This is a genomic window from Roseomonas marmotae, from assembly GCF_017654485.1.
Classification (GTDB): domain Bacteria; phylum Pseudomonadota; class Alphaproteobacteria; order Acetobacterales; family Acetobacteraceae; genus Pseudoroseomonas; species Pseudoroseomonas marmotae.
The window spans coordinates 2,946,566-2,961,914 of sequence record NZ_CP061091.1; the positions used below are offsets into that span (position 1 = coordinate 2,946,566).

Annotated in this window: 13 protein-coding genes and 1 tRNA gene; 6 read left to right on the forward strand and 8 right to left on the reverse strand. The window is 67.9% G+C overall.

The window, feature by feature from the left end; translation table 11 throughout:
- Positions 1-18: 18 nt before the first annotated feature.
- Positions 19-1,497 (reverse strand): NAD-dependent succinate-semialdehyde dehydrogenase, encoded by a 1,479-nt coding sequence (locus IAI58_RS13790; protein ID WP_272874879.1) that lies wholly within the window; start codon positions 1,495-1,497, stop codon positions 19-21.
- 226 nt (positions 1,498-1,723) lie between these two features.
- Between IAI58_RS13790 and IAI58_RS13795 the strand changes: the two genes are divergently transcribed.
- Entirely contained in the window at positions 1,724-1,876 is a 153-nt protein-coding gene (locus IAI58_RS13795; protein ID WP_207450243.1) for a DUF3309 family protein, read from the forward strand.
- Between the two features lie 19 nt (positions 1,877-1,895).
- Here IAI58_RS13795 and IAI58_RS13800 read toward each other — a convergent pair whose 3' ends face one another.
- The 3 genes from IAI58_RS13800 to glmU form a co-directional block, all read right to left on the reverse strand.
- On the reverse strand, positions 1,896-2,324 hold the full coding sequence (locus tag IAI58_RS13800) for a hypothetical protein (RefSeq protein WP_207450241.1): 429 nt from the start codon (positions 2,322-2,324) through the stop codon (positions 1,896-1,898).
- Between the two features lie 244 nt (positions 2,325-2,568).
- Positions 2,569-4,392: a glutamine--fructose-6-phosphate transaminase (isomerizing) gene (glmS, locus tag IAI58_RS13805; RefSeq protein ID WP_207450239.1), complete on the reverse strand. Its 1,824-nt coding sequence runs from the start codon at positions 4,390-4,392 to the stop codon at positions 2,569-2,571.
- The gene (gene glmU / locus IAI58_RS13810) at positions 4,392-5,717 is read right to left on the reverse strand and encodes a bifunctional UDP-N-acetylglucosamine diphosphorylase/glucosamine-1-phosphate N-acetyltransferase GlmU (RefSeq protein ID WP_207450266.1); all 1,326 of its coding nucleotides are present in this window, start codon (positions 5,715-5,717) and stop codon (positions 4,392-4,394) included. The genes glmS and glmU overlap by 1 nt, the downstream gene beginning before the upstream one ends.
- A gap of 128 nt (positions 5,718-5,845) precedes the next feature.
- Here glmU and gph point away from each other — a divergent pair, with 128 nt between their 5' ends.
- The gene (gene gph, locus IAI58_RS13815; RefSeq protein WP_207450237.1) at positions 5,846-6,520 is read left to right on the forward strand and encodes a phosphoglycolate phosphatase; all 675 of its coding nucleotides are present in this window, start codon (positions 5,846-5,848) and stop codon (positions 6,518-6,520) included.
- On the opposite strand, the gene IAI58_RS13820 is transcribed toward gph, so the two are convergent.
- Positions 6,406-7,251 (reverse strand): DUF3108 domain-containing protein, encoded by an 846-nt coding sequence (locus IAI58_RS13820; protein WP_237182635.1) that lies wholly within the window; start codon positions 7,249-7,251, stop codon positions 6,406-6,408. The genes gph and IAI58_RS13820 overlap by 115 nt on opposite strands.
- Positions 7,252-7,361: 110 nt before the next feature.
- Between IAI58_RS13820 and IAI58_RS13825 the strand changes: the two genes are divergently transcribed.
- Positions 7,362-7,436 (forward strand) — tRNA-Val (locus IAI58_RS13825).
- An 87-nt stretch (positions 7,437-7,523) separates the two neighbouring features.
- On the opposite strand, the gene IAI58_RS13830 is transcribed toward IAI58_RS13825, so the two are convergent.
- Together IAI58_RS13830 and IAI58_RS13835 are read right to left on the reverse strand one after the other, a co-directional pair.
- On the reverse strand, positions 7,524-8,009 hold the full coding sequence (locus tag IAI58_RS13830; protein ID WP_207450228.1) for a CREC-EF hand family protein: 486 nt from the start codon (positions 8,007-8,009) through the stop codon (positions 7,524-7,526).
- A 143-nt stretch (positions 8,010-8,152) separates the two neighbouring features.
- On the reverse strand, positions 8,153-9,436 hold the full coding sequence (locus IAI58_RS13835) for a D-alanyl-D-alanine carboxypeptidase family protein (protein ID WP_237182634.1): 1,284 nt from the start codon (positions 9,434-9,436) through the stop codon (positions 8,153-8,155).
- Positions 9,437-9,774: 338 nt separating this feature from the next.
- Here IAI58_RS13835 and IAI58_RS13840 point away from each other — a divergent pair, with 338 nt between their 5' ends.
- The 3 genes from IAI58_RS13840 (at position 9,775) to clpA (ending at position 13,586) form a co-directional block, all read left to right on the forward strand.
- Positions 9,775-10,323 (forward strand): phasin family protein, encoded by a 549-nt coding sequence (locus IAI58_RS13840; protein ID WP_207450226.1) that lies wholly within the window; start codon positions 9,775-9,777, stop codon positions 10,321-10,323.
- Positions 10,324-10,609: 286 nt separating this feature from the next.
- Positions 10,610-11,056, forward strand: a complete 447-nt coding sequence (gene clpS / locus IAI58_RS13845; RefSeq protein WP_237182633.1) for an ATP-dependent Clp protease adapter ClpS — start codon at positions 10,610-10,612, stop codon at positions 11,054-11,056.
- Positions 11,057-11,237: 181 nt separating this feature from the next.
- The gene (gene clpA, locus IAI58_RS13850) at positions 11,238-13,586 is read left to right on the forward strand and encodes an ATP-dependent Clp protease ATP-binding subunit ClpA (RefSeq protein ID WP_207450224.1); all 2,349 of its coding nucleotides are present in this window, start codon (positions 11,238-11,240) and stop codon (positions 13,584-13,586) included.
- Between the two features lie 74 nt (positions 13,587-13,660).
- Here clpA and IAI58_RS13855 read toward each other — a convergent pair whose 3' ends face one another.
- Positions 13,661-15,250: a sensor histidine kinase gene (locus tag IAI58_RS13855; RefSeq protein WP_207450222.1), complete on the reverse strand. Its 1,590-nt coding sequence runs from the start codon at positions 15,248-15,250 to the stop codon at positions 13,661-13,663.
- Positions 15,251-15,349: the final 99 nt, after the last annotated feature.

Here is a 15,349-nt window from a genome sequence, read left to right on the forward strand (position 1 = left end):
CGGCCGCCATCCCGCCGCTCAGCCGCCGATGCCGCCCAGCGCCATGTACTTGGTCTCCAGGTATTCCTCGATGCCGTGGCTGCTGCCCTCGCGGCCAAGGCCGGACTGCTTGAAGCCGCCGAACGGCGCCTCGGCGGTGGAGATGATGCCCTCGTTGATGCCGATGATGCCGTATTCCAGCGCCTCGGCCACCCGGAAGATCCGCCCGACATCGCGCGCGTAGAAATAGGCGGCGAGGCCGAATTCGGTGTCATTGGCCAGCTTGATCGCCTCCTCCTCCGTCTTGAAGCGGAACAGGGGGGCGACGGGGCCGAAGGTCTCCTCGCGGAAGATCAGCGCGTCATGCGGCACCTCGGCCAGCACGGTGGGCTGGAAGAAATTGCCACCCTTCTTGTCCGGCTTGCCGCCGGTGACCACCTTGGCGCCCTTGGCCAGGGCATCGTCGATATGCTCCTGCACCTTCTTCACCGCATCGGCATTGATCAGCGGGCCCTGGGTGACCCCCTCCTCCATGCCATTGCCCACCTTCAGCGCCTCGACCGCCGTCTTCAGCTTGGCGGCGAAGGCGTCATAGACCCCTTCCTGCACCAGCAGGCGGTTGGCGCAGACGCAGGTCTGCCCGGTGTTGCGGTACTTGGAGGCGATGGCGCCCTTCACTGCTTCGTCGAGGTCTGCATCGTCGAAGACGATGAAGGGCGCGTTGCCGCCCAGCTCCATCGAGGTCTTCTTGATGGTTTCGGCGCACTGCGCCAGCAACACGCGGCCCACCTCGGTGGAGCCGGTGAAGGAGAGCTTCCGCACCAGCGGGTTGCCCGTCAGCTCCTTGCCGGTGGCGGAGGACGGGCCGGTGATGACGTTGCAGACGCCCTTGGGCATCCCCGCGCGTTCCGCCAGCACGGCGATGGCCAGGGCCGAGAAGGGCGTCTGGCTGGCCGGGCGGATGACGCCGGTGCAGCCGGCGGCCCAGCCGGGACCGGCCTTGCGGGTGATCATGGCCGCCGGGAAGTTCCAGGGCGTGATGGCGGCGAAGACGCCGACCGGCTCCTTCGTCACCAGGATGCGGCGGCCCTTGGCGTTCTGCGGGATGATCTCCCCGTCGATGCGGCGGGCTTCCTCGGCGAACCATTCGATGAAGCTGGCGGCATAGGCCACCTCGCCCTTCGATTCCGCCAGCGGCTTGCCCTGCTCCGCCGTCATGATGATGGCGAGGTCATCGGCATTGGCCAGCATGGCGGCCGCGATCTTCTTCAGGATCGCCGCGCGCTCGCTGGCCAGCATGGCGCGCCAGGCAGGCCAGGCGGTGTTGGCGGCCTCGATGGCGCGGCGGGTCTCGGCCTGGCCCATGGCCGGCACGGTGCCCACCATCTCCCCGGTGGCGGGGTTACGCACCTCCAGCACCTTGCCATTATCGGCCTTCACCCACTGCCCGCCGATGTAGTTGGCCTGCCGCAACAGGTCCGGATCCTTCAGCGGCAGCCTGGAAATGGCGTCGAGCATCGTGTCGTCCTTTCCTCTGTCGCGGCCTGGCTTCTGCGCGGTCGCGGTGTCTTGCTCGGGAAGGTAAGCCTGCCTGTGGGTCCCGGCTAGCCCAGGCCTCAGGAATTCACGGCATCCGCCTGCAACGTTCGAGGTGCATAGCGCGTTCAGCCCGCACTCCCGGTACAGCCGGGTTCAAGCCGCTGACGCACTCCGCCAGGCGGCCATTTCATGGGAGCGGCACGTCATGGGGCTCATACTCCTGATCATCGTCATCCTGCTGCTGATCGGCGCCCTGCCGCGCTGGGGCTACAGCACAGGTTGGGGCTACGGACCTTCGGGTGGCCTGGGCCTGATCCTGATCATCCTGTTGATCCTGGTCTTGATGGGCAGAATCTAAGCCAGCAGCCGCGGCGGCTTCAGGCCGCCGCGGGCGCCGGCAGGGCCTGAAGAGCCAGCTCCAATGCCTCCAGCATCGCGCCAGCCTGCAAGGCCCGCATGATCCGTCGTGAGGCACGGAACCTCGGCCCCGCCTTCTCCAGAACCACCGCCGCCCAGATGGCGATCGCGACGCCAGCAGCCGGAGCCAGGTGCAACTGCGCCAGCACCATCAGCATGCCGCCATGCAACGGCACCAGAAACACGGCCAGGGCCGCCAGCATGCCAGCCAGGGTCAGCCCCAGGGCCAGCAGCAGGTCCATCCGTGCCAGCCGCACCGCCACGCTCGCCTCTTGCCGCAGACGTGGCAGGGCCGCCTTCAGCGGGTCCCGCACCATGGGCGCACTGCCCCGGCTGGCGAGGTAGCGGCGAGCCAGGAATTCGGTCCGGGCGGGACGGCTCCAGTGCATGACGCGGCTCCACAATGCACAATCATGTTGCAACGCAACGCAAATGGGGTGGTTCCAACTTTCAGCAGCAGCACGGCTCCGCTCAAGCCATGGGCGGAGGACGATATCCGGCCGGGCCAAGCTTCTCCGGCGGGTCAGGTGGGCAACTGCATGATCGGGCCGGGGAAACGGCGGAGCATGAGCGCGATACCCGCCCGATGCCTGCTCTAACCGCCTCCCTACCCTTTCGGTTACGGCGTCACGATCATTCCACCGTCACGGCTTTCGCCAGATTCCGGGGCTGATCGACATCCGTGCCCTTCAGCACCGCCACGTGATAAGCCAGCAGCTGCACCGGGATGGCGTGCAGGATGGGCGCGACGAAGGGGTCCACCGTCGGCAGCACCACCGCCCGCTCCGCGAAGCGACGCAGCGCCGGAGCGCCGACCGCGTCCGTGAAGGCGATGATGCGCCCGCCGCGTGCCGCCGCCTCCTGCAGGTTGGAGGCCGTCTTCTCGAACAGCGGCCCGCTGGGGCAGAGGGCGATGACCGGCACCGCCGGGTCGATCAGCGCGATAGGCCCGTGCTTCATCTCGCCGGCGGCATAGCCTTCGGCATGGATATAGCTCAGCTCCTTCAGCTTCAGCGCGCCTTCCAGCGCGATGGGGAAGAGGCTGCCACGGCCGAGGAACAGCACGTCCCGCGCCGCCACGATCTCCTTCGCCAGATCCAGCACCTCGTCACCATGCTCCAGCAGAGCGGCGGCATGGGCCGGCACTTCCAGCAGGGCGGCGGTCAGGCGCGCCTCCTCCCCGGCCGAGAGCACGCCCCGCGCGCGGCCAAAGCCCAGCGCCAGGCAGGCCAGCACCGCGAGCTGCGCGGTGAAGGCCTTGGTGGAGGCCACGCCGATCTCGGGACCCGCCACCGTCAGCAGCGCGCCGTCGCTCTCCCGCGCCATGCTGCTCTCATCGACATTGACGATGGAGAGCACGGACTGCCCGTTCTGCCGCAGCAGGCGCAGCGCCGCCAGGGTGTCGGCCGTCTCGCCGGACTGGCTGACCAGCACGGCGGCGCCTCCCTGCGGGAGCACGGGGTTACGGTAGCGGAGCTCGCTGGCGATATCGGCATCCACCGGGATACGCGCGATCTGCTCGATCCAGTAGCGGCCGACCATCGCCGCCAGATAGGCGGAGCCGCAGGCCGACATGGTCAGGCGCGGCACCGTCACGGGGTCGAAGGGCAGCGCCGGCAGGGCAATGGCCCGGTTGGCCGGATCGACATACTGGCGCAGCGTATCGCCAAGCACGACCGGATGCTCGTGCAGCTCCTTCTCCATGAAGTGGCGGTAGTTGCCCTTGCCCACGGCGGCGCCGGAGAAGGCGGTCACCTTCACCTGCCGCTCGACCCTCTGGTCCTCGGCATCGAAGAACTCCGCCGCCGTCTCGGTGACGACCGCCCAGTCCCCCTCTTCCAGATAGGCGATGCGGCGGGTCATCGGGGACAGCGCCAGGGCGTCGGAGCCGACGAACATCTCCTTCTCGCCATAGCCGACGGCCAGGGGGCTCCCCCGCCGGGCGGCAATCATCTTGCTCTCATGCCCGGCGAAGATCATCGCCAGGCTGAAGGCGCCGTGCAGCCGCTTCAGCGTCGCGCTCGTCGCGCCCTCCGGCGTGGCGCCACCGGCGAGGTAGTGGTCCATCAGCTTGGCGACGGTCTCGGTATCCGTCTCCGTCTCGAACACCACGCCGTGGCCTTCCAGCTCGGCACGCAGTTCGGCGTGGTTCTCGATGATGCCGTTATGCACGACCGAGACGCGGGCGGTGCCGTGAGGATGGGCGTTGCGCTCCGTCGGCGCGCCATGGGTGGCCCAGCGGGTATGGCCGATGCCGGTGGTGCCGGGCAGCGGGTCCTTCTCCAGCACATGGATCAGGTTGATCAGCTTGCCCTCGGCACGGCGGCGCTCGATATGGCCATTCACCAGCGTGGCGACGCCGGCACTGTCATAGCCGCGGTATTCCAGCCGCCTCAAACCTTCCAAAAGACGCGGGGCGGCATCCTCGCGCCCCACCACACCGACAATGCCGCACATCAGCTTTTCTTCCTGTCCTGCCGCATGGCGCGGAATGCCGCGGCCGCGCCCGGTTTTTCCGTCTGCCGCGCCCGCCCGAAGGCCATGGCATCGGCCGTCACATCCCTGGTGATCACCGAGCCAGCGGCGGTAAAGGCTCCGTCCCCGATCCGCACCGGCGCCACCAGCACACTGTCCGATCCCACGAAGACCCCCGCGCCGATGCTGGTCCGGGACTTCTGGAATCCGTCGTAATTACAGGTAATTGTGCCAGCTCCGATATTCGACTTCGGCCCGATATCGGCATCGCCCAGATAGGTCAGGTGGTTGGCCTTCGCCCCCGCCCCCAGCACGGTATTCTTCAACTCGACGAAATTGCCGACATGAGCCTGGGGTCCGACATCAGTGCCTGGCCGCAGCCGCGCATAGGGGCCGACGACAGCACCGCCACGCACCACGCAACCCTCCAGATGGCTGAAGGCGCGGATGGTCGCGCCATCCTCCACCCGCACGCCAGGGGCAAAAACCACGTTCGGCTCCACCGTCACATCCTGACCCAGCACGGTGTCATGGCTGAAGACCACGCTCTCCGGCTGCACCAGGGTGGCGCCGCCGGCCATGGCGGCCTGCCGCAGCCGGGCCTGCACCTCGGCCTCCGCCGCAGCCAGCTCGGCGCGGCTGTTGATGCCGCGCAACTCGGCCTCCGGCGCCTCAACCGCGCGCACGCGGGCACCATCATTCACCGCCAGCGGGACGATATCCGTCAGGTAGTATTCGCTGGCCCGGTTGTCATTCCGTACATTCCGCAGCCAGCGGAACAGATCCTGCGCGGGCGCGCAGAGCACGCCAGCATTGCAGAGGCCGATGTCCCGCTCCGATTCCGAGGCATCGGCATATTCGACGATACGCAGCACATTGCCGGCCGCGTCCTGCACCACCCGGCCATAACGGCCGGGGTCGGCCGGGCGCATCGCCAGCAGGGCCAGCCCGGCCTCGGCCCGCGCGGCGCGCAGGCGGGACAGCGTCTCCGTCGTGATCAGCGGATTATCGGCATAGAGCACCGCCACATCGCCCTCGAAGCCTTCCAGCAGCGGCGCGGCCTGGAGGGCGGCATGGCCGGTGCCCAGGCGCTCGGCCTGCACCACCGTGGGGTGCGGGGCGGCGGCGCGCTCCAGCATCGGCATATCAGGCCCGACCACGACCACCACACGGTCGAAGACGCCTTCGCAGGCGGCGATGAGGTGGTTGAGCATGGGGCGCCCCGCCAGCCCGTGCATGGCCTTGGGAAGGCTGGAGCGCATACGGGTGCCGAGACCGGCGGCGAGGAGGATGGCGGCAGCTTGCATGTTGTCCATCTGCCAAAGCCTTATGTTACACGGCAAGGGCCGGCCCGCTCAAATCGCGTTGCCAGCCGAAACATGTCACGTCGAGCGCGAGCATGGCGCATCCCGGGCGGGCATGGCATGTCCAGGACATGCAACCGACCGCCATCTTCGACCTTGACGGCACGCTGGTGGACAGCGTCCCCGATATCCACGCCGCCCTGAACCGCCTGATGGCGGCGCGCGGCCTGCCGCCCTTCACCTTGCAGGAGGTGGTGGGCTTCATCGGCGATGGTGTGCCGACCCTGCTGGCCCGCGCCTTCACCGCCCGGGACCGCGAGCCGGACGCGGCGGCGCTGCCGGACTTCCTGGCGGATTACGAGGCCAGCGCCGCCGTGCATACCCGCCCCTTCGACGGCATCCCGACGGTGCTGGAGACGCTGCGGCAGCAGGGCTGGCTCATGGCGGTCTGCACCAACAAGCCGGCGGCGGCCGCGCATATCCTGCTCGATGCGCTCGGCCTTTCCGGACTCTTCGCGGCCGTCGGGGGCGGCGACAGCTTCCCCACCCGCAAACCCGACCCGGCGCATCTGCTGGCGACGCTGAAGGCCGCCGGCGGAGACCCTGCCCGTGCCGTGATGATCGGCGACCATCATAATGACATCGCCGCCGCGCGCGGTGCCGGCGTGCCGGCGATTTTCGTATCCTGGGGCTATGGTCCGCGCGCCTCCGCCGATGGCGCGCCGGTCGCCGAGCGGCCCGCGGAGCTGCCGGCACTGCTGGCGGGGCTGCTGCCCGCCGCGGCCGGCCCGACCTCCATCAGATAGACGGTGAGCGAGCCCAGAAGGCGGCTGGGTATTTCCATCCGCACGGGGATCGGCACATCGCCCGGGCGGGGCGGCGCCAGCCAGGCGATACCCTCCTGCGGTTCCCGCGCCCGCGTGTCACTCCGCCTGAAGCCGGCGATCTGCTGGCCGACGAAGGCGCAGCGCGCCGCCTCTCCATGCCAGGCGGTGCTCCAGGGGAAGAGACGGTCCCGCCCGGCCGTCCGCGCCCGCATCTCCACCCGCCGCACACCGTCATAGATGGATGCCTCGCCGTCGCAGCGGCCGGTCTGCGCCACCGTCCGCACCAGCTGCGCGACGGCGGCGAACTGGTCGATGGTATCGCGCGTCATCTCCGGCGGCACCGGCTCGCGCTCCGGCTCCTGCTGCGGCAGGCGCGCGCGCAGGACCGGCTGACCGCCCGGATAATCGAGCACGGTGTGCCGCGGCTCCCCGCGCCACTGACCTTCGACGGCATAGCGGACTGGCCGTGGTTCCAGCCCCGCCCACCGGCCTTCCGCCAGGCCCTGGAACGCGGCACTGCCGAAGAGGCGGACCAGGCCGGTGGAGCGCCAGGCGGCACGGATGCTGTAGCGGCCGGGGCTGTCGAGGTCGAAGATCGCCTCCACCCGCAGCACCTGCATGCCGCCGCCACGCACGCTGTAGACAGCCCTGATCGGCTCGGCCATGGCCGGCGCGGACAGGGCCGAGAAGAGAGCCAGTGAGGCAGCCATGCGGCGGTGCATCTCGGCGATATGGCCCGCGCCGGCCGAAATGAAAGGATCGCAAACAGGGCCGCTTGACAGGAATCCAGCCAGACCGTATTTCCCGCCCCGTCCTGATGGGGCGCGTAGCTCAGCGGTAGAGCATCGCCTTCACACGGCGGGGGTCACAGGTTCAATCCCTGTCGCGCCCACCATCAGGCTTCCTCCCCGCACCGGTATGCAGTTCCCGCCAAGGCGCACCCGCGCCCGGGAGGCTGTCGCTCCCCGGGCGCGCTCCCGGCTTAACGCTGGCGGGGGCGCGGGCCGCGCAGTTCGTCGGGCTGCAGGGCACCGTCACCATTGGCATCGGCCGCGCGGAAGAACGCGCCGGCTACCGGCCGCAGTTCCTCCAGCGTTACCGCGCCATCACGATTGGCATCGATCATCCGGAAGATGCGGGCATGCCGCTCCGCCATGCCCTGCCGGGCCCGCTGCGGCGGCTCCCGCCGGGCGCCGTCGGGCCGCATCGCAGCCCGCTGGGCGTTCATATATGCCTCCAGCTCCTGCGGCGTCAGGCGGCCGTCCCGCTCGGTATCGGCATCGGCGAAGCGGGCGGCGAGGAAGTCCATGGCCTCCTGCTGCGTGACCTTGCCGTCCCGGTCGGCATCCGCCTGTTGAAAGAGCTGTGTCTGCATCCGGTCCGGCCCGCGCTGCGGCTGTGCCAGGGCGGGCAGACTCGTGGCCGCAAGGGCGGCACCGAAGAGGCCAAGGGCCAGGATGGATTTCATTTCGCGTCTTTCCCGTCATATGGCAGCGACCATGAAGCCGCTGCCGGGAAAGCTGGTGCGCCGATGTAACTGGCGCATGCCCCGGCCCGAAACCGGGGGTGAGGAAGTGTGACGGAACCGACGGAAGCCTGTTCCGCCAGAGTTCAGCGGGGCGCCGGCCTGCGGACGGGCGCCGAGGCACGCGCGGGCGCGCGGGCCGCGACCCGCACCGGCGTACGCTGCGCGCGGGCCGTGGCGCGGGCGGGTCCGCCATCCCCCTGCTCCACCACCCGCCGGGTGGTGGCGCGGGCCTGCACGGCGACACGCTGGCGGCTGGGCTGCGGCCGCGCCGCCGGCCGGCTGACCCGCGCCGTTGGCACCGCCACCGGGCGTACGGGCGCGGCCATGCCGGTCGAGACCAGGCGGACCCGGCCGGCACGCTGCGGCACCGGCGCCGCCGCGGCCTGAGACACCATGACCGGCGCCCGGCCCCGGCGGCGTGCGATGGCGGCGGTCGTGCCGGCCGCGGCGGCGACCACGGCGGCCCGGCCCGTCTGGCTCGCCACCAGCGGCGCTCGGCCGCTGCCGTTCACGCCCATCTGGACAAAGCCCTGGTCCAGCAGCAGGGCGGTCTGGCGGTCACGCTCGGTCCAGGAACTGCCACCGAAGACGGCGGCGATCAGCCGGACATTCTCCCGCTTCGCGCTGGTAACGATATTGAAGCCCGAGGCGTCGATATAGCCGGTCTTGATGCCATCGGTGCCCTCATAGCTCTCCAGCATCCGGTTATGGTTGCGAAGGCTGATGGAGCCGAGGCGGACCTGCCTCGTGCCGAAATAATGATAGCGGTCGGGGAAGTCGTGCTGCAGCCGGCGCCCCAGCGTCGCCATGTCGCGGGCCGTCGTCACCTGCTCGATATCCGGCAGGCCCGAGGCATTGCGGAAAGTCGTGCGGGTCATGCCGATGGCACGCGCTCGCAGCGTCATCATCTGGGCAAAGCGATACTCGTCCCCTCCCCCCAGCGTCTCGCCGATCAGCGAGGCGACATCATTGGCCGACTTGGTGACCAGGGCATAGATCCCCTGCTCGACCGTGATGCTACGCCCGACCGGCAGGCCCAGCTTGGATGGCGGCCGGCTGGCCGCCGTCGGCGTCATGACCAAGGGCGTGTCCAGGCTGATGTATCCGGCGCGCATCGCGTCGAACAGCATGTACAGCGTCATCATCTTGGTCAGCGAAGCCGGATGGCGCAGCTCGTCCGGACTGTTGGCGATCAGCAGGTTGCCGCTCCGCGGCTCCATCACCACAGCCGAGTAGCGCGCGCTGCCTACCTGCGCCGAGGCCGCCCCCGGAAGCATCCCCAGCAGCAGCGCGACACCGGCCATCCCCGCAAGCCGTTGCCGCGACACGCCGCGGACGGCCCTCCCCATGGCCCAAAGCAGATTCATCGACTCCGATTCCCCCAACAACGGCCCGCCCCCCAGCGGGTGTCGCAACAACCATACTGATGTGTCGAGGAATCTGTCACCCTGAACCGAAAGGGAACATCCAGTGGCGACAACGGCTTACAGGTCAAGCTTAAGAAAATTTAGAATAGTTTCTTACGTCACAGGAACGTTACTCGGATTATCTATGCTGCACCGCAAAATTTTATAGACTTGCCGCAGGCCGATAGGCATAAACGTTTTGCTGCGGCGCAATATGCTCCGGGCGTAAAGACCAAGCCTCCAGCGGGGATACGGCCTCCCGTCGGTGGCAACCATGAAGCCAGGTGAGGACGAACCCGATGTCAGGCACGACCAATGTGACCAAGCTGACGGGTGAAGCCGCAAAACTCACCGCGCGGACGGTTCGCAAGGTGGCCGACCAGAACGCGGCGCAGGTTGAGAAGACACTCAAGACCAGCCCGGCGAAAACCGACACGGCTTTGGAGCAGATTCCCCCTATGGACCAGATCACCCAGACTACCGACAACCTCTACAAGAGCGCTGAAGACGCGGTGGAGTTCAACCGCGGCAATTTGGAGGCCTTTACCAAGGCCACCCAGACCTACATGACGGGCCTGCAGGATCTCAGCCGCCAGGCCTTCGCCCTCGCGCAGGGTATGGGGGAGCAAGCGGTCGAGAACGCCAAGGCGCTGGCCACGGTCAAGAGCCTGAAGGAAGCCACTGAGCTGAACGGCACCTTCATGCGCTCCGCCATGGAGAAGTCCGTGAGCGAGACCACCAAGCTGAACGAGGCCGCTTTCAAGCTGGCCGAGCAGACCACCGCCCCGCTGGCCGCCCGCTGGACGATGGCGCTGGAGAAGTTCGCCAAGCCGTCCTTCCGCGTCTGAAGCCAGGGCGCAGCCCGGCACCGCCGGCCTGCCAGCCATGCAAAGAGCCCGGCCGCGCCCCCGCGCGGCCGGGCTTTTTTTATGTCCGGCCCCTTCCCATTTGCAATTTGCCGGTAGCACCGGGGAAATAAAGCGCATTTCTTGGTCATGAAGGGCGCTCTGCCCTTCACCTTGCCCGGCTGCCTTCGTTATCGTGTGACCGAGGGCCGCGTGCGGCGTTCAACCTCGCGATGGAAAGACGGCTGATTTTGGCGAAGCGCGTAACCGGCAGGCTGGCGGTAACAGGATGACCGATCAGGACAAGCGCCAAGTCCGGTATCGGAGCGGACCGGGCGAACATGAACCCTTTCCCGTCGGGGGCACCCATGGCGGCCCCGGCCCGAACGAGCCTGGGCAGGGCGATGGCGTGGATGCGCCGCCGCCCGGCGGCGGAGATGGCACCAATACCGGCGTGGCGGTGCGCGCGCGTCCCAAGACGCGCAAGCCCGCGATGTATAAGGTATTGATGTTGAACGACGATTACACGCCGATGGAGTTCGTCGTGCATGTGTTGGAACGCTTCTTCCAGAAGAACCGGGAAGAGGCCACCCGCATCATGCTGCATGTCCACCGGCGCGGCGTCGGCGTCTGCGGGGTCTTTACGTATGAGGTCGCCGAAACCAAGGTGACTCAGGTGATGGATCTGGCCCGCCAGAACCAGCACCCACTACAATGCACTATTGAGAAAGAATGATCCGGGGCGCAATGTTTCCGGCTAGTAACTGATCGAAATTTATCCTCGGAAATCTGAGTTTGGGGTCGTGAAAGTAAGAGCGCGGAACCACATCAGGTTTATCATCGGGGTATCTAGTTCCTGACATGCGGTCCCGGCGGCGAGGTCGCCGGCGCCGTATCCTAAGAAGGGGAGCGTCAACATGCTGTCCCGCAACCTTGAGCAGACGCTCCATCGCGCGCTGGCGCTCGCTAACGATCGCCGCCACGAATACGCCACGCTCGAACACCTTCTTCTCGCCCTTGTCGATGACACCGACGCCGCCACCGTGCTGCGCGCCTGCGGCGTCGATCAGGACAAGCTGAAGCGCGACCTGGCCGAGTTCCTGGACAAGGACCTGGCCGGCCTCGTCACCGAACGCACGGGCGACCCGAAGCCGACCGCCGGCTTCCAGCGCGTCGTTCAGCGGGCTGCCATCCATGTCCAATCCTCGGGCCGGGACGAGGTATCGGGGGCCAATGTCCTCGTCGCCCTGTTCAGCGAGCGTGAGAGCCACGCCGTCTATTTCCTGCAGTTGCAGGACATGACGCGGCTGGATGCCGTCAACTTCATCAGCCATGGCATCGCAAAGGCGCCGGGGCGTTCCGCCAATCGCCCCGTCACCGGCTCGGCGCCCAATACCCCTCCAGAGGAGCCGGGCGTGGAGAAGGAGGAAAAGCCTCAGGGCCGCCGTGGTCAGGACGCGTTGTCCAACTACTGCGTGAACCTGAACAAGAAGGCCCAGCAGGGCAAGATCGATCCGCTCATCGGCCGCGACAGCGAGATCGAGCGGACGATCCAGATCCTGTGCCGCCGCACCAAGAACAACCCGCTCTATGTGGGTGATCCTGGCGTGGGCAAGACCGCCATCGCCGAAGGGCTGGCCAAGCGGATCATCGAGGGCGACGTGCCCGAGGTGCTGCTGAAGTCCACCATCTACGCGCTGGACATGGGCGCACTGCTGGCCGGCACCCGCTACCGTGGCGACTTCGAGGAGCGGCTGAAGGCCGTGGTCAACGAGCTGGAGCAGCAGCCCGGCTCCATCCTGTTCATCGACGAGATCCACACCGTGATCGGTGCGGGCGCGACGTCGGGCGGCGCGATGGATGCCTCGAACCTGCTGAAGCCCGCGCTCGCCCAGGGCACGCTGCGCTGCGTCGGCTCCACCACCTATAAGGAGTATCGGCAGCACTTCGAGAAGGACCGCGCCCTGGTCCGCCGCTTCCAGAAGATCGACGTCAACGAGCCGTCGGTCGAGGATGCGGTGAAGATCCTGACCGGCCTCAAGACCAATTACGAGAAGCACCACAAGGTCAAGTACACGCCCGAGGCCATCCGGGCGGCGGTGGAGCTCTCCTCCAAATACATCCATGACCGGAAGCTGCCGGACAAGGCGATCGATGTGATCGACGAGGTCGGTGCTTCCCGGATGCTGCTGCCGGAGAACAAGCGCCGTAAGACCGTGACGCTGAAGGATGTGGAGGAGATCGTGGCGAAGATCGCCCGCATCCCACCCAAGTCCGTCTCGTCCGACGACAAGGAGACGCTCCGCACGCTGGAGCGCGACCTGAAGTCCATGGTCTTCGGGCAGGACAAGGCGATCGAGGCGCTCTCCGCCGCGATCAAGCTGGCCCGCGCCGGCCTGCGCGATCCGGAAAAGCCGATCGGCAACTACCTCTTCTCCGGCCCCACCGGCGTCGGCAAGACGGAGGTGGCCCGCCAGCTCGCCAAGACGCTGGGGATCGAGCTGATCCGCTTCGACATGTCCGAATACATGGAGCGGCACAGCATCTCCCGCCTGATCGGCGCCCCCCCGGGCTATGTGGGCTTCGACCAGGGCGGTCTGCTGACCGACAGCATCGACCAGCATCCGCATGCCGTGCTGCTGCTCGATGAGATCGAGAAGGCGCATCAGGAACTCTACAATATCCTGCTGCAGGTGATGGACCACGGGAAGCTGACGGACCACAACGGCAAGACCGTCGACTTCCGCAACGTGATCCTGATCATGACCACCAATGCCGGGGCCTCCGACATGGCCAAGCCCGGCATCGGCTTCGGCAACCAGGTCCGCAAGGGCGAGGATGAAGAAGCGGTGAAGCGGCTGTTCACGCCGGAGTTCCGCAACCGCCTGGACGCCGTGGTGCCCTTCGCGGCGCTGTCGGCGGAAATCGTGGGCAGCGTGGTCGAGAAGTTCGTGATGCAGCTGGAAGCCCAGCTCGCGGACCGCAATGTGACGATCGAGCTGTCCTCGGGCGCCAAGGAATGGCTGGCCGAGAAGGGCTACGACCCCCTGTATGGCGCGCGGCCGCTGGCCCGGGTCATCCAGGAATACGTCAAGAAGCCGCTGGCCGAGGAATTGCTCTTCGGCAAGCTGTCGAAGGGCGGTTCGGTCAAGGTCGGCATCAAGGATGGCGAACTGACCTTCGAGTTCCAGGAGGCCGTGGCCGGTGCTCTGCCCAAGCCCGATGGGGATGGGGAGAGCGAGAAGGAACCGGAAGTGGCCGACTGACCTCTTCCTCTCCAGGACGGAACACCCTGACGGGGGCGGGAAACCGCCCCCGTTTCTCGTTCCGTTGCGCCGGTTCAGGCCGCCGCGGTGCTCTTGGTGTCGCCGGAGCGGGAAGCGCCGTGCGGCAGAAAGGAGACTTCGTAGCAGAAGCCCGCGCCATCGAAGCGCGTGCTGGCGAAGGCATCCGGTCCCAGGTCATGCGGCAGGCCCCGCTCCAGGAAGCGCAGGCCAAAGCCCCGCTGCGGCGGCGCCACGGGCGGAGCGGCCCCACCCCGCTCCTGCCAGATCAGGCGCACCATGCCATCCGGCAGCGTATCCCAGGACAAAGTCACCCGGCCACCGGAGCCGAGGGCGCCATGGCGCTGGGCATTGGCCGCCAGTTCGGAAAGGCCGAGCACGATGGCCTGGGCCTGCGCGGCCCGCAGCGGCAATCCCGCCGGCCCCACGACCGTCAACCCACCCGAGGGCAGCCAGGGCGAGAGCGCGGCATGCACCGTCTGCTCGACCGTGATGCCGCTCCAGCCACTGGCGGCGATGACCTCATGGGAGCGGGAGAGCGCACCGAGTCTCGCACTGAAATCGGCGGCGAAGCGGCTGGGATCATGCGCCGCGCCACGCAGCGTCTGCGCGGCCAGGGACTGCACCGTGGCCAGCGTATTCTTCACCCGGTGGTTCAGCTCGGCCATCACCTCGCCCCGCCAGGCCTCGGCTGCGGCGCGGTCGGTGACATCCATGATCACCAGGGACAGGAAAATGGGGCCGCCCGGCACCTGGACCGGCTCGGCCGCCACGGCATACTGGAGCGGAAGGCCGCCGCTGCGGGGATCGACGGGGATATCCTGGCCGGGAACGGGCTCGGCCCTGCTTTGTGCCAGCTTCAGCAGCGGCATCAGCGGCTGCGACAGATCCGGCATGACCTCGGCGAAGGGGCGCCCCGCCAGCAGCTCGGCCGGCTCCTTGACCAGGGCGGCGAAGCTGGGATTGGCTTCGATGATCTGGAACTGATCGTCCAGCAGGACCATGCCGACCGGGGCCGCCTTGTAGAAAGCGGAAACCTGCGCCGAGGCCAGGGCCGCGCGCCAGGCGTGGCCGTGATCCCGCCGCCGCGCGCTCCGCAGCCGCGCGACCAGGAGACCGACGCCTAACATGCCGCAGGTCAGCGCGCCCATGGCGGTATAGCGCCAGCGGTCATGCAGCCGACGCCTCTGCGCCGTGATCTCCCGCTGCAGGCTCAGGCCCATATCCTGCAGGCTCAGGCTCGCCGCCTCGACGGTCCGAGCGGGCGGACGCGTGGTGGGCAGGCGGTCCGGCGGTCCGGCCGGGCCGTTCCGCAACCCCAGCGCCGCCAGCAGGATGCGGTGCTGCGGCCGGATGGCTGGCTCCAGCTCCGCCAGCTTCCGCAATTCGGTCAGGCCTTGCTGCAGCACCGCCAGGCCCGGCGCCTCGTCCTGGCGAGCCTGCCCCAGCGGCGGCAGGCGCCGCAGGGTGCCGACCAATTCTTCCTGCGTCTGCAACCCGCCTTCTAGGCGCTGCAGCCGGGCTTCGCTGGCCTCGTTCTCCACGATCTGCCGGAGCATCAGCAGCAGCGCGAGGAGCAGAAGCACCATCGGCAGATACTGGGCGATCCGCCGCCAGGGAGAAGGGGTAAGCAGGCCACCGTTCATGCGGGTCAACCGATCCAGACGCCGTCAGTCTGCGTCGATGCTGGGTGTGGCCTCGCTCTACGCCACATCATGGAAGGTGGCGGGGGTGGAACCCCTGTG

Bases quoted from the DNA above. Each gene is read 5' to 3' on its own strand.
- gph (WP_207450237.1), top strand. From the start codon at position 5,846: ATGCAACCGACCGCCATCTTCGACCTTGACGGCACGCTGGTGGACAGC.
- clpS (WP_237182633.1), top strand. From the start codon at position 10,610: ATGACCGATCAGGACAAGCGCCAAGTCCGGTATCGGAGCGGACCGGGC.
- clpA (WP_207450224.1), top strand. From the start codon at position 11,238: ATGCTGTCCCGCAACCTTGAGCAGACGCTCCATCGCGCGCTGGCGCTC.
- IAI58_RS13830 (WP_207450228.1), bottom strand. From the start codon at position 8,009: ATGAAATCCATCCTGGCCCTTGGCCTCTTCGGTGCCGCCCTTGCGGCC.
- IAI58_RS13800 (WP_207450241.1), bottom strand. From the start codon at position 2,324: ATGCACTGGAGCCGTCCCGCCCGGACCGAATTCCTGGCTCGCCGCTAC.
- glmS (WP_207450239.1), bottom strand. From the start codon at position 4,392: ATGTGCGGCATTGTCGGTGTGGTGGGGCGCGAGGATGCCGCCCCGCGT.
- IAI58_RS13795 (WP_207450243.1), top strand. From the start codon at position 1,724: ATGGGGCTCATACTCCTGATCATCGTCATCCTGCTGCTGATCGGCGCC.
- IAI58_RS13855 (WP_207450222.1), bottom strand. From the start codon at position 15,250: ATGAACGGTGGCCTGCTTACCCCTTCTCCCTGGCGGCGGATCGCCCAG.
- IAI58_RS13840 (WP_207450226.1), top strand. From the start codon at position 9,775: ATGTCAGGCACGACCAATGTGACCAAGCTGACGGGTGAAGCCGCAAAA.
- glmU (WP_207450266.1), bottom strand. From the start codon at position 5,717: ATGCAAGCTGCCGCCATCCTCCTCGCCGCCGGTCTCGGCACCCGTATG.
- IAI58_RS13820 (WP_237182635.1), bottom strand. From the start codon at position 7,251: ATGGCTGCCTCACTGGCTCTCTTCTCGGCCCTGTCCGCGCCGGCCATG.
- IAI58_RS13835 (WP_237182634.1), bottom strand. From the start codon at position 9,436: ATGAATCTGCTTTGGGCCATGGGGAGGGCCGTCCGCGGCGTGTCGCGG.
- IAI58_RS13790 (WP_272874879.1), bottom strand. From the start codon at position 1,497: ATGCTCGACGCCATTTCCAGGCTGCCGCTGAAGGATCCGGACCTGTTG.